Annotated in this window: 11 protein-coding genes; 2 read left to right on the plus strand and 9 right to left on the minus strand. The window is 56.5% G+C overall.

What is annotated here, in order from left to right:
• Nucleotides 1-24 precede the first annotated feature (24 nt).
• Nucleotides 25-1095 carry a metal-dependent hydrolase gene (locus ACT3XD_RS05675; RefSeq protein ID WP_192538074.1) on the plus strand — a complete coding sequence of 357 codons (1071 nt, stop codon included), beginning with the start codon at nucleotides 25-27 and terminating at the stop codon, nucleotides 1093-1095.
• Between the two features lie 19 nt (nucleotides 1096-1114).
• On the opposite strand, the gene ACT3XD_RS05680 is transcribed toward ACT3XD_RS05675, so the two are convergent.
• The 7 genes from ACT3XD_RS05680 to rho all read right to left on the minus strand — a co-directional run bounded on the left by ACT3XD_RS05680 (nucleotide 1115) and on the right by rho (nucleotide 7792).
• Nucleotides 1115-1843 (minus strand): MliC family protein, encoded by a 729-nt coding sequence (locus ACT3XD_RS05680; protein ID WP_192538075.1) that lies wholly within the window; start codon nucleotides 1841-1843, stop codon nucleotides 1115-1117.
• 38 nt (nucleotides 1844-1881) lie between these two features.
• Nucleotides 1882-2394: a DUF3087 family protein gene (locus tag ACT3XD_RS05685; RefSeq protein WP_192538076.1), complete on the minus strand. Its 513-nt coding sequence runs from the start codon at nucleotides 2392-2394 to the stop codon at nucleotides 1882-1884.
• A 74-nt stretch (nucleotides 2395-2468) separates the two neighbouring features.
• Nucleotides 2469-3548, minus strand: a complete 1080-nt coding sequence (locus ACT3XD_RS05690) for a 3-deoxy-7-phosphoheptulonate synthase (RefSeq protein ID WP_225736150.1) — start codon at nucleotides 3546-3548, stop codon at nucleotides 2469-2471.
• Nucleotides 3545-3709 (minus strand): hypothetical protein, encoded by a 165-nt coding sequence (locus ACT3XD_RS05695; RefSeq protein ID WP_192538077.1) that lies wholly within the window; start codon nucleotides 3707-3709, stop codon nucleotides 3545-3547. The genes ACT3XD_RS05690 and ACT3XD_RS05695 overlap by 4 nt, the downstream gene beginning before the upstream one ends.
• A gap of 449 nt (nucleotides 3710-4158) precedes the next feature.
• The gene (locus ACT3XD_RS05700; RefSeq protein WP_018918239.1) at nucleotides 4159-4896 is read right to left on the minus strand and encodes an NAD(P)H-flavin reductase; all 738 of its coding nucleotides are present in this window, start codon (nucleotides 4894-4896) and stop codon (nucleotides 4159-4161) included.
• 55 nt (nucleotides 4897-4951) lie between these two features.
• Nucleotides 4952-6448, minus strand: a complete 1497-nt coding sequence (gene ubiD, locus ACT3XD_RS05705) for a 4-hydroxy-3-polyprenylbenzoate decarboxylase (RefSeq protein WP_192538078.1) — start codon at nucleotides 6446-6448, stop codon at nucleotides 4952-4954.
• 84 nt (nucleotides 6449-6532) lie between these two features.
• Entirely contained in the window at nucleotides 6533-7792 is a 1260-nt protein-coding gene (gene rho / locus ACT3XD_RS05710) for a transcription termination factor Rho (protein ID WP_192538114.1), read from the minus strand.
• A 660-nt stretch (nucleotides 7793-8452) separates the two neighbouring features.
• Here rho and ppx point away from each other — a divergent pair.
• Nucleotides 8453-9997 (plus strand): exopolyphosphatase, encoded by a 1545-nt coding sequence (gene ppx, locus ACT3XD_RS05715; RefSeq protein ID WP_192538079.1) that lies wholly within the window; start codon nucleotides 8453-8455, stop codon nucleotides 9995-9997.
• Between the two features lie 27 nt (nucleotides 9998-10024).
• On the opposite strand, the gene tilS is transcribed toward ppx, so the two are convergent.
• Both tilS and accA read right to left on the minus strand, forming a co-directional pair.
• Entirely contained in the window at nucleotides 10025-11323 is a 1299-nt protein-coding gene (tilS, locus tag ACT3XD_RS05720) for a tRNA lysidine(34) synthetase TilS (protein ID WP_192538080.1), read from the minus strand.
• Entirely contained in the window at nucleotides 11304-12257 is a 954-nt protein-coding gene (accA, locus tag ACT3XD_RS05725; protein ID WP_192538115.1) for an acetyl-CoA carboxylase carboxyl transferase subunit alpha, read from the minus strand. The genes tilS and accA overlap by 20 nt, the downstream gene beginning before the upstream one ends.
• Between the last annotated feature and the right edge of the window lie 99 nt (nucleotides 12258-12356).

Here is a 12356-nt window from a genome sequence, read left to right on the forward strand (position 1 = left end):
GGGTATCGCTAGAAGGAGAAACCAGTGGATTCAATCACACAGGCTGCGCTAGGCGCCGCCGTAGGTGGAGCGGTACTCGGCCGCCACCTGGGGCGTAAAGCCGTGCTGGTTGGGGCACTGCTGGGCACGCTACCCGATCTGGATGTGGCGCTGGATTATGGCGATGCTATCGCCAATGTGACCGAGCACCGCGGCTTTTCGCATTCGTTACTGGTGCTCACGGGCCTTGCCACGCTGCTTGCCCTGCTGTGTATACGCTTTGCGCCTGCCCGGGATATTTCCCTACGCCGTTGGTGGTGCTTTTTTACGCTATGCTTGGTGACCCACCCGCTGCTGGATGCGCTGACGACTTACGGCACGCAGCTTTTTTGGCCACTGGATACACCGCCGGTAGCATGGCCGATCATCTTTATTATTGACCCGATTTATACTCTGGCTCTTTTGATAGGCCTGGGAACGGCGCTGGTATCCCAGCAGGTGCGCAAATACTGTGGCCTGGGCCTTGCCGTATCGTGCGTGTATCTAGCCCTGGCAGCCGGCGCCAAGTGGAGTGTGGAGCAGCGTCTGGCCCCGGCCCTTGCTGAACAGGGCTTAACGCAGGCCCCTTTATTGGTTCAGCCGACGCCGTTTAACATTGTGCTATGGCGGGCCACGGTGATTGATGACGACCGCTATTATGAGAGTCTTATCAGTATCTTCGATGCGCCTCGCCTGCCCCAGCTAGAACCCTTATGGCGAAATGCGGCGCTGGAAGAGCCGGCGCTTTCCGGCCCGCTAGGCCAGCGGTTAATGTGGTTTACCGGCCCTTTTTTACGCTATGACGTTCGCTGGATTGAAGGCCAGGAAACGCTGCTCGCTACCGACATCCGGCTAGGCTTTCCGGGATTTCATCCGTTTAGCTTTACGCTTGCCACCCTTGAGGATGATCGCTGGATACCGGTGGCAAGCAGCGAAGGCGTGGTGGCGACTAACGGGTTAAGCCTTGCCACGCTATCTCGGCTTGCTGCACGCACTTCGGGCAATGTTTCAGCGCTATGCGCGAGCGATTTTGTCGCCTCCCACTGGCGCGCCGAGCGCTTTCTCTACCGCTGCTAACCGCTAAGTTAAAGGACAGTTAAGGGGCAATACCCTGACCACAGCCGCTATATTGCTCGCCGGCATAGGTAAGCGTTACGCGGGCAGGAAAAGGCTTGCCGCTCATGTCGTCAAAACAGGCGGCGGCTTCGATACGTAGGCGAAAGAACGGCTCAACGCGGGCATTTTCAAGCACCACCCGGCCCGCTTCGTTATCCATTACGCTCATCATATACGGAAGCTCAATTTGCTCTTCCCCGTAGTTGAGCTGCATGGTTAGCGTCGGTGCGTCGTGCGCTAACGCCACCGTCCAGCCCGGCTCGTTGCCCTGCCCCCAGAACATAACGCCTGGTTTTTCCGCCCGAGTAATGGCCGCTCGCTCTTCACTCAACGTGCACTGCAGCTGACCACGCGGCGTTTCTACCATGGCCTTATCACCACGGTTCCAGAAGCTGATACTGCCGTCTTGATAGCGCGCTCCGCTGGCTACCACGGCTTGCGGCAGTCGCCAGGCACCATGCAGCGACCAAAGCCGTAGATCATGGGTATTCGTTGCGGTAACTAAATGCTGATTAGCCGGCTGGCAGTGCCAACCTTGAAAGCGCTCGGCCGTTCCAGAAAAAAGCACCGAGGGCAGCAGCGGCGCGCTGCTGTTCACGGTCATTTTGCCAGGCTCGCCGACCGGAGCGGCCGTTGAGGCACAGCCCCCTAGCGCGACCAACAGAGCGCTAACGGTGATTAACCGTAGTGGATTGGAAACCAATGTCATTGACGAATGCTCCCTGCACGCGTGATTTATTGTGTAGTTCAGCTTCGCTTGAAAGCGTGTAGATCCTGCGAATCGAAGGTATCCACCCTGGGCGATAGCCCCAACGCTTCCCGCTTGGCTTTTATGTGGTTGGCTTCTGCCACCCAGACAGTATCTTGAGAAGGCGACCGGCCATTTAACTCAGCGAGTTGCGTAACGCCCTGGTGGTAAAAAGTTAAAATATTCAGTGCCGCTTTGTTATCGTCATCGACCGCGCGCCGCAGCGTGGGTAAATAACCGCTAATTTGCGACAGGTGCTGCTTTAACTGCCAGACGTAGCGCATCTCGGTCATCCACGGCCGCTCGCGCAGTACCGCAAATAGTGCACTGGTCGCCAGAAGCCCTAGAAAAATACCCAGCGCGTATAGCCAGAGGCTGTTGCCGAAGGTGGATGTCAGCAGCATGGAGAACAGCATTCCAAAAATAAGCAGCTGGCCCGCCATTGCAAAACTGATCATGCGCGCCTTGCGGCGATAGCTGTGTGTATCATGCTGCTCGAGGGTAAAAACCATGACCAACCTCGCAATCTAATGGAACGCTCTATGATACGGGGCTGGCCAACGCAAACAAGCCTAGCGGTCAAACGTTAGCTTAATCGCTCGGCGGCTGTTTTTAGTAACCGCTCGGTTGCCTCCCAACTAACACAGGCATCGGTCACTGAAACGCCATAGCGCAGGGCATTCGGCTGCAGGGGCTGCTTGCCTTCAAACAGGTGACTTTCCAGCATCAGGGCAACCAGATTGGCGTTACCGGCCTGCCGCTGGGCGAGCACATCCAGCATTACCTCACTTTGGCGGCGGTGATCTTTACACGCATTGGCGTGGCTGCAATCAACCATTAACCGCGGGTTCTGGCCGGCCTCATGCAGTGCCTTGATAGCTGCCTGAACATGCGCTGTCTGGTAGTTAGGCTCGCCATGCCCACCGCGAAGCACCACGTGCGTATGCGGGTTACCGGCCGTTTGCTGCATGATGGGGCGCCCATTGCGGTCTTGAGCAAAGCGCTGGTGACCATGGGCCGCTGCCTGCATGGCGTCGATCGCAACCTGCACATCACCGCTGGTCGCGTTTTTAAACCCCACTGCGGCGGCCAGGTCGCTCGCAAGCTCACGGTGCAGCTGTGATTCGGTGGTCCGCGCCCCAATCGCCACCCAGCTTAAAAGATCATCCAGGTAAGGCGCGAGCATGGGCTGAAGCAGCTCGGTTGCGACCGGCAGACCACGGGCGGCAACGGCATGCATCAGTTCACGGGAGAGCGTGATGCCCTTGGCAATATCGCCGCTGCCGTCTAAATCCGGGTCATAGGCGAGCCCCTTCCAGCCCACGGTGGTACGGGGTTTTTCAACGTAGACCCGCATCACGGGTAAAAGCTGTTCGCTTACCTGCTCACTTAGCGCAGCAAGACGGTCGGCGTACTCAAGGGCTGCGTCAGGGTCATGGATGGAGCACGGCCCCACCACGACTAAAAGCCGGTCATCCTGGCCACTCAGGATGTTTTGAACCGCTTGACGCTGCTGGGACACCTGCTGGCTTAAGAGGGCGTCTACCGCCACGCTTTGGCGCAGCTCAGCCGGTGTGGGAAGCAGCTTTTCCGTGCTGGACGTGCTGACAGCCACAGGCGTGATATTACATTTAAGGCTAAGGGCTGGGCTTGCTGGGGCATTCATAAAGGTTTCTCCGGTAGCGCATGACATCGTTTGACATTGCCACCCAGGCAAGCACGGTCGGAGGTGGCAGCTTGCACCGACCGCGCGTCGCTAAATCGCCAGCCATAGCCATAGCCCACATAGCCGGTAGCGATAGTGACGTTATATGCGCGATACATCATGGTGCAGCTCCTTAATGACATTGCTATGGCGAAAGCCGTTAAACGCAAAAAGCCCCGGTTGGGTTACCAACCGGGGCTTAAATATTCGGCAGGCAACCTAGTCGGTGTGCCTGGTAGCGCGACGTTAACCGTCGGCCGCGGGCACACCGTGGCTAAACCAATATCCAAAATAGGCAACAACGCTCATGCACACGCCAGCCGCCACGATAGGCAGGCTGTTAGCAGTGTGAGAAGACGCGTATATGTGCATATTTTTCCTGATCATTGGCAAGCCTATAGGCTCTGCAAAATGTGATTTAATAACCGCTGATTCTTCAAAAATGTAGATTTTTAAAATCAATCATTTTAAAAATCTATGACTTTATCCTGCCCTTACACTTGGCAAATGGCAACTGTTCATCGTAAAACAATGTATTTGGCAAACGTAGGCAGGCTTTAGCCTTGTTCAATTACGGGCGCGGCGCGTAGGCAAATACATCTGAGAAGACACGCTCGCGGATCACCCCTTTGGCTTCCAGAATATCCAGGCAGGCGTACACCATGCCAGGCGAGCCCGAGAGGTAAATATCATAATCGCTAAACGTAAGCGCCGCTTTTTCCAGGACCAGATCGATCCGCCCCTGGTGATGATGAATTCGCTCACCGCTTGCCAGTGGTTCGGTCAGCGGGAATTCAGTCACGGCCTGAAAGGTGACCTGGGGGTAACGTTGGGCCCACTCAGACGCCAGATTTTCAGCGTAGAGATCGCGGTGTTCGCGGGCGGCCCACCACAGGGAAATCGGCCGCTCGGGCTGATCGCGCAGCGTGGCTTCAACAATGGCTTTCATCTGCGCAAACCCGGTGCCTGCGGCAATCAGCATCAGCGGGCGCTGGCTTTGCGGGTCAACCACACACTCACCGCCCGGCAAGCGCAGGGTCAGTTGGTTGGCCACTTGCAGAAGATTACGCAACCGCACCGAGTTATCGCGCTCAGGCCAGTGCTGAATATGCAGCTCAATCACGCCATCCCCCTGCTCGGCACTGGCAATCGAAAACGGCACCCAGGTCGTGTCATCCAGCTGTAGCTCTAAATACTGGCCGGGGGCATGCTGCATTGCTTCTGCGCGGCCTTCCAGCGTTACGCCAAATACGTCAGGATTTAAATCCTCAACGGCCGTTACCTGGCAGGTTAACGTCCTTACGCTCATGAAAACCTCTTGGTAAAAAATCGATTAGCGTGCGCCGTTAAACTTCACCGCTGTATTAACCGCCATGCCGCGGAGCAGGTAAAGGAATACCGATTCCCAGCTCTTCCCACCGCTCGTCAACGCGGTTTTTGACCGTCTCGTCCATCACGATGGGCGTACCCCACTCACGGTCTGTTTCGCCCGGCCATTTATTGGTCGCATCCAGGCCCATCTTGGAGCCCAGGCCTGACACGGGCGAGGCAAAATCCAGGTAATCAATGGGCGTGTTTTCCACCATCACGGTATCGCGCGCCGGGTCCATGCGTGTCGTGATCGCCCAGATCACGTCTTCCCAGTTGCGCGCATCGACATCGTCATCCAGCACGATCACAAACTTGGTGTACATGAACTGACGCAAGAAGCTCCAGACGCCCATCATCACGCGCTTGGCGTGGCCGGGGTACTGCTTTTTCATGGTGACGACCGCCATCCGATACGAGCACCCTTCCGGCGGCAGATAGAAGTCGACGATTTCAGGAAACTGCTTGCAGAGTATCGGCACAAACACTTCGTTGAGCGCTAACCCGAGAACGGCAGGCTCATCCGGCGGCCGCCCGGTATAGGTCGAGTGATAGATAGCATCGCGACGCATGGTCATGCGCGTGACGGTAAAGACCGGGAAATGATCCACCTCGTTGTAATAACCGGTGTGGTCACCATAGGGGCCTTCGGGCGCCATATCATCGGGGTAGATAACCCCTTCCAGAATGATCTCGCTTGAGGCGGGCACCTCAAGGTCAGAATGACCGCATTTAACGAGCTCGGTACGCGAACCTCGTAAAAGCCCGGCAAACGCATACTCAGAGAGTGAGTCGGGGACGGGGGTCACAGCAGCCAGGATGGTGGCCGGGTCGGCACCCAGCGCCACGGCAACCGGGAAAGGCTCGCCGGGATGCGCTTGTTGAAACTCCTGGAAATCCAGCGCCCCGCCGCGGTGCGAGAGCCAGCGCATGATCAAGCGGTTCTTACCGATCTTTTGCTGTCGGTAGATACCCAGGTTCTGGCGCTTTTTATACGGGCCTCGGGTAATGACCAGCGGCCATGTCACCAAAGGCGCCGCATCGCCCGGCCAGCAGTGCTGGATAGGCAGGCGGTCAAGATCAACCTCGTCACCTTCAAAAACGACTTCCTGCACCGGGGCCCGCTTAACGGTTTTAGGCCCCATGCTGAGCACTTGCTTAAAGATGGGCAGCTTGTCCCAGGCGTCTTTCAACCCCTTGGGCGGATCCGGCTCTTTCAGAAAGGCCAGCAGCTTACCCACTTCGCGCAGTGCTTCGACCGACTCCTGCCCCATCCCCAGCGCCACGCGTTTTGGCGTACCGAAAAGATTGCCCAGCAGCGGCATATCGTGGCCCTTCACATTCTCGAACAAGAGTGCCGGGCCACCGGCACGCAGCGTGCGGTCGCAAATTTCGGTAATTTCCAGGTAAGGATCGACTTCGGCTTGGATACGCTTGAGTTCACCGCGCGCTTCCAGCGCCGCGATGAAGTCGCGCAAGTCGTTATACTTCAAGACACACTCCCCGATAGGCTTACGCCGCTATATAGGTATTGATCAACCCTAGCAGGTATTGATCAACCCTAGCATTGATCAATTCTAGCGGCGTTTCATCGCTTCAAAGAACTCAAGATTCGTCTTGGTATCCTTCAGACGATCAATCAAGAATTCCGTGGCAGCAGTGTCTTCCATCGGATTGAGCAGCTTGCGCAAAATCCACATGCGCTGCATCTCTTCCTCGGATGCCAGCAGATCTTCACGCCGTGTACCGCTGCGACGAATGTTGATTGCCGGGAAGACGCGCCTTTCCGCCAGTTTGCGGTCAAGGTGCGCTTCCATATTACCGGTACCCTTGAACTCTTCGAAGATAACTTCATCCATCTTCGAACCGGTATCAACCAGGGCCGTGGCAATAATGGTCAGGCTGCCGCCTTCTTCGATATTACGCGCTGCACCGAAGAAGCGTTTGGGCTTCTCAAGTGCATGAGCGTCGACACCACCGGTGAGTACCTTGCCGGAGCTGGGTACGACGGTGTTGTAGGCACGCGCCAAACGGGTAATCGAGTCAAGCAGGATGACCACGTCTTTCTTGTGCTCAACCAGACGCTTGGCTTTTTCGATAACCATTTCAGCGACCTGAACGTGGCGCGCCGGCGGCTCATCGAAGGTGGAGGCCACAACTTCACCGCGCACGGTGCGCGACATTTCGGTGACTTCCTCTGGACGCTCGTCGATCAACAGTACGATCAAGTGGCACTCAGGGTTGTTACGCGTGATTGAGGTCGCGATGTTCTGCAGCATCAATGTCTTACCCGCTTTAGGCGGAGACACCAGCAGACCACGCTGACCTTTACCAATCGGTGCGGTCAGATCGATGATACGCGCGGTAAGATCTTCGGTAGAACCGTTGCCGATTTCCATACGCATACGCTCGTCTGGAAACAGCGGCGTTAAGTTCTCAAAGAGAATCTTGTGCTTGGCATTTTCCGGACGATCAAGGTTGATCTGGCTAACCTTGAGCAGGGCAAAGTAGCGCTCGCCTTCTTTGGGCGGGCGGATTTTGCCGGAAATGGAGTCGCCTTTACGTAGATTGAAACGGCGGATCTGTGAGGGCGATACGTAGATATCGTCCGGTCCGGCGAGATACGAGCTGTCGGCGCTGCGCAGGAAGCCAAAGCCATCCTGAAGAATTTCCAGCACACCGTCGCCATAGATATCCTCACCGCTTTTAGCGTGTCGTTTGAGGATGGCGAAAATGATGTCCTGCTTGCGCGAACGGGCTAGGTTGTCGATACCCATTTCGCGGGCGATATCGAGCAGCTCGGGAACGGTTTTTTGCTTGAGTTCAGTGAGATTCATCGGTGTGTTAGAAAATTGCTCATGGAAGCTAGGCGCAAGCGCCGGAATAAGACAGGAGGCGTAGCGTTTAATGATTGGGCTAGGCACCGTGTGATGCGTTCAGACCCCGGTAAGGCACATGCTCGAACAAATCATTAAGCGAATGCTGACTCATGGCGGTAATACAGTAAGGCGATGAGTCGTTGCTCGGTTCGAGGGTGCTCTAGCAGCTGTGTGCTCTGACCAGTACAAGGAAAGGACCAGTCAGTAGGTAATCTGACGACTTGGAATTCTGGCTGACGCTATCTGGGCACGTACTTTCTTTCTGGGCACGCACTTTAATCAATACCCACACTATTCTGGACAAGTGCTATTTAGTCAATACGAATGTTTTCATCAACGCGAGTTATAAAAAGCATGCTAGCAAGCGTTGAAGAAGCATAGTATTAAGTAAATAGAACTTTCAAGAACCGAATGCGCTTGAGGCAACAGCGCCTAATATTCTTGCAGCGATGCCATTTTAAAAGAGGTAATCGTAAAATGGCAATATGGTTACACGCCAAGTTGGATCAGGCCAGTAGGCTGATGGTAGTCAAGCCCTGCGCTAAACGCAAGTCTTTGCCAATTGACAATAGCCAGAGCGCACCGCAACCTTGGCATAGCCAATATCAAGGATAGCTCATGCCCAAGGACATTACACCTTCAGTTGCTGCTCCGTCTAGCGAGCTGGAAAGCGCAGCGCCTCAGCGTTTAGCCGCAATCGACCTCGGCTCTAACAGCTTCCATTTGCTGGTAGCCAACTATCAAAATGAGCGCCTTCAAGTCGTTGCCCGCCTGGGCGAAAAAGTCCAGCTAGCCGCTGGCCTGGATGAAGACGGCAAGCTTAACGAAGCCGCCATGCAGCGCGCATTAGACTGCCTGGGTCGTTTTGCACCCTTTTTAAGTGATATTGAGAGCGCCAACCTGCGTATCGTGGGCACCAACGCACTGCGCGATGCGCATAATAGCCAGGCCTTTATTGAGCGCGCCGAAGCCCAGCTGGGCCATTCCATCGAGATTATCGCAGGACGCGAAGAAGCCCGGCTCATCTATCTGGGAGCTGCCCATGCGCTGGCAGAAAATGGGCGCCGCCTGATTGTCGATATTGGCGGCGGCTCGACAGAATTTATTATTGGCGAAGAGTTTGAGCCCAAGGCGCTTGAAAGCCTGCGCATGGGCTGCATCACGTTTAGCAGTCGCTTCTTTCCTGACGGTGAACTCAGCGAAAAACGCATGCGCCGCGCCGAGCTTGCCGCGCTATCCGAGCTTGCCCATATTCAGCGTCCCTACCTGCGTTTGGGCTGGGAGGACCCGGTAGGCTCCAGCGGCACTATTAAAGCAGCGGCCAGCGTTCTGCTCGCCTACGGCGATACGCCCAGTGAGGGCGTGATTACCCGCAGCGGCCTCAAGAAGCTGCGAGAGCGCCTCATTAAGTGCAAACACCTGGATAAGGTGGAGCTGGATGGGCTCAAGCCTGACCGCGCCCGCGTCTTTCCGGCGGGAATTGCGATTTTAAATGCCATCTTCGAGGCCTTTGACCTATCTCAAATGCGCTTTGCCGATGGCGCCCTGCGCGAGGGCGTGCTCTATGATATGGCCGGGCGTAACAGCGCTGAAGATACCCGTTCCAGAAGCCTGGAGGCCCTCCAGCGTATCTATGATGTGGATTCCCGCCAGGCCGATAACGTAGCGGATACCGCGCTGCGCTTGTTTAAGCAGGTACAAGACGTCTGGTCGCTCACCCATGAGCACCGCTACTACCTTGAGTGGGCAAGCTATGTACACGAAATTGGCCTGGCGATTTCCCACAGCCAGTTCCATCGCCACGGCGCCTACCTGCTGGAGCATTCCGACCTGGCGGGTTTTTCGCGCCCTGAGCAGCATCAGCTGGCGTTTCTGGTGCGCGCCCACCGGCGCAAGTTCCCGCTCAAAGAGTGGCAAGCACTTCCCAAGGCGCAGCAGGCGCATAGCGCCAAGCTCGCCCAGCTGCTGCGGCTGGCGGTGTTGCTCAATCATTCCCGCCCGGAAAGCGCCCCGCCCCTGCCATCCATCAGCGCTGATGAACAAAATCTAACACTGATCTTACCCGCCAGTGAAGAACCCACGCTGTTCAGCACCGATATTGAGCAGGAGCTGGTCTACCTGCAGGGCGCAGGGCTTACGCTGAACGTGATTCAGGAGAGCTAGACGAGCAGTCTGGCGACTCTTGCTGATTCACTTCGCACCTTTAAAAGCGACCCCAGCCGCCTGCCAGAGTACGCTGGCAGGCGGCCTGACGACGCCCAAGCAAGCGTCATCCGCCATCACCATAATAAGTCGCTCGCGCTCCCAAGGTGGTATCTGCGCCTCTTGAAGCAGCCGTTTGACATCGCGACGGCCCCGCCCGGCAAGCGCAATAACCTCCCCGCCCTGGCGCCAGCGCAGCGTTAATGGCGTAGCTGGCTGGGTTAATGGGGTAGCCGTCTGCAAAGAGAGTTCTAGCCTGCCCAAGGGCGTATCAAGCCCTGGCTGGCCTGCCCATGTGCTTTGCCAAGCGGGTAGCGGCTCAAGCGGCGTTATCAGGTAAAGCCGGCTTTTCCACACCCTTGCCTCGGCTCCCGGCCACGCGACATGCACACTGGCATCCATGGCCGCGATTAGCTGGTCAAGCAAGCTATCCAGGCGGCGCTGAGGCGGGGTCGGCAATAACAGTTGCTGGCACCAGGTACGCACTAGCAGCCGCTGGCGAGGCCGCGAGCGTGTGGTCAACGCAATGGCATCGACGCTGTCTGCGCCTGCGCGCAACGTACCAAGCTCCGCCAGGGCATATTCACTGAGTAACGCATCGGCTTCCCCAGCATGCGCGGCGCTACTGGAAAGCGCGCGAGCAGCCTCTGGCCAGCGCGCCTTGAGGGCAGGCATAACCTCATGTCGTAACCGATTACGATCAAACGCGACATCGCTATTGGTGGGATCTTCACACCAGGCAAGGTTGAGCTTACCGGCGCGGTTTTCCAGACAGCGCCTGGCAACAAATAGCCAGGGCCGAACAAAGGTAAGGCCGTGTGCTTGGCGGCGATAAGGCATTCCCGCCAGCCCGCGTATGCCGCTGCCCCGCAGAGCGGCAAGCAGCAGCGTTTCCGCCTGGTCATCCTGATGCTGGGCCAGCCAAACAACATCCCCATCGGAAATATGCGTTTGAAAGGCGCGGTAGCGGGCATCACGCGCGGCGGCTTCGATTCCTCCAACGCTTGGGTCAACCGTGACCCCTACTACCGTTAATGGTACGTTCAGGCGCTGACACAACGCCTGACAGTGCTTTTCAAAGTCGGCGGCGCCAGCCTGTAGGCCATGATTGATGTGAATAGCGTTGAGCGGTCGATTGGCCGAACGGCAAACCGGCGCGGCCAGGGTCAGCAATAACGCCGAATCCAGCCCACCGGAGAGAGCTACCCAAATAGAGCGCCCCGGTGGGGTTTCCACCAGGGCGTCGTTTAACAGGCATTCAAGCGTCTTAGGCAGCGGGTGCGCCATAGCTCATTAAACGCTTATAGCGACGCTCCAGCAGGGCGTCAGTATCCAGCGCCTGCAGGCGTTCAAGGCTTGCGGTAATGGTTTCTCTAACGCGCTCAGCGGTCGTTACCGGATGACGATGCGCGCCGCCCAGCGGCTCCTTGATCAACCCATCTACAAAGCCAAGCTCTTTGAGACGCTCAGCGGTAATCCCCATTGCCTGGGCCGCATCAGAGGCTTTTTCAGCGCTTTTCCAGAGAATAGATGCGCAGCCTTCCGGTGAAATAACCGAGTAGGTGGAGTACTGCAGCATATTCAGCTCGTCACACACCCCGATTGCCAACGCCCCACCCGAGCCGCCTTCACCAACAACGGTAGAGATAATCGGCGTTTTCAGGCGTGACATGACCGCAAGGTTATAGGCAATCGCTTCACTTTGGCCGCGCTCTTCGGCATCAATACCCGGATAAGCACCGGGGGTATCGATAAAGGTCAGGATCGGCATTTTGAAGCGCTCGGCCATTTCCATCAGGCGGCACGCTTTACGGTAACCTTCTGGGCGCGGCATACCGAAGTTACGGCGCACCTTCTCTTTTACATCGCGCCCTTTTTGATGACCGATTACCATCACCGGCTTATCGTTCAAGCGCGCAACGCCACCCACCAGAGCGGCATCATCAGCGAAATTACGATCACCATGCAGCTCGTCAAAGTCGCTGAACATGTGCTCAAGATAATCCAGCGTATAAGGACGCTGAGGATGGCGCGATAGCTGAGAGACCTGCCAGGGAGTCAAATCCTTGAAGATCGATTCTGTCAGCTTACGACTTTTCTCCTCCAGCCGGGATATCTCATCGGAGAGATTAACGCTATCGGAGCTAACTAAACGCAGCTCCTCAATTTTTGCCTGAAGTTCAGCAATGGGCTGTTCAAAATCGAGATAATTAGGATTCATCGGCTCTGCCTGTAAACTGCCTAAAAAAATAAGCCTTGTCGAAACGAGCATCTCTTGTCGAAACGAGCAAATAATTAGGAGCATTATCGCATCCTGACC

Origin of the sequence: Halomonas sp. AOP7-B1-5, from assembly GCF_052353045.1 — a bacterium.
GTDB classification, from domain to species: Bacteria; Pseudomonadota; Gammaproteobacteria; order Pseudomonadales; family Halomonadaceae; genus Vreelandella; species Vreelandella colorata.

What these genes read in the sequence shown, in the direction of transcription:
- ACT3XD_RS05685 (WP_192538076.1), bottom strand. Translation starts at nt 2,394, where the DNA reads ATGGTTTTTACCCTCGAGCAGCATGATACACACAGCTATCGCCGCAAG.
- ppx (WP_192538079.1), top strand. Translation starts at nt 8,453, where the DNA reads ATGCCCAAGGACATTACACCTTCAGTTGCTGCTCCGTCTAGCGAGCTG.
- rho (WP_192538114.1), bottom strand. Translation starts at nt 7,792, where the DNA reads ATGAATCTCACTGAACTCAAGCAAAAAACCGTTCCCGAGCTGCTCGAT.
- ACT3XD_RS05690 (WP_225736150.1), bottom strand. Translation starts at nt 3,548, where the DNA reads ATGAATGCCCCAGCAAGCCCAGCCCTTAGCCTTAAATGTAATATCACG.
- ACT3XD_RS05680 (WP_192538075.1), bottom strand. Translation starts at nt 1,843, where the DNA reads ATGACATTGGTTTCCAATCCACTACGGTTAATCACCGTTAGCGCTCTG.
- tilS (WP_192538080.1), bottom strand. Translation starts at nt 11,323, where the DNA reads ATGGCGCACCCGCTGCCTAAGACGCTTGAATGCCTGTTAAACGACGCC.
- ACT3XD_RS05700 (WP_018918239.1), bottom strand. Translation starts at nt 4,896, where the DNA reads ATGAGCGTAAGGACGTTAACCTGCCAGGTAACGGCCGTTGAGGATTTA.
- accA (WP_192538115.1), bottom strand. Translation starts at nt 12,257, where the DNA reads ATGAATCCTAATTATCTCGATTTTGAACAGCCCATTGCTGAACTTCAG.
- ACT3XD_RS05695 (WP_192538077.1), bottom strand. Translation starts at nt 3,709, where the DNA reads ATGATGTATCGCGCATATAACGTCACTATCGCTACCGGCTATGTGGGC.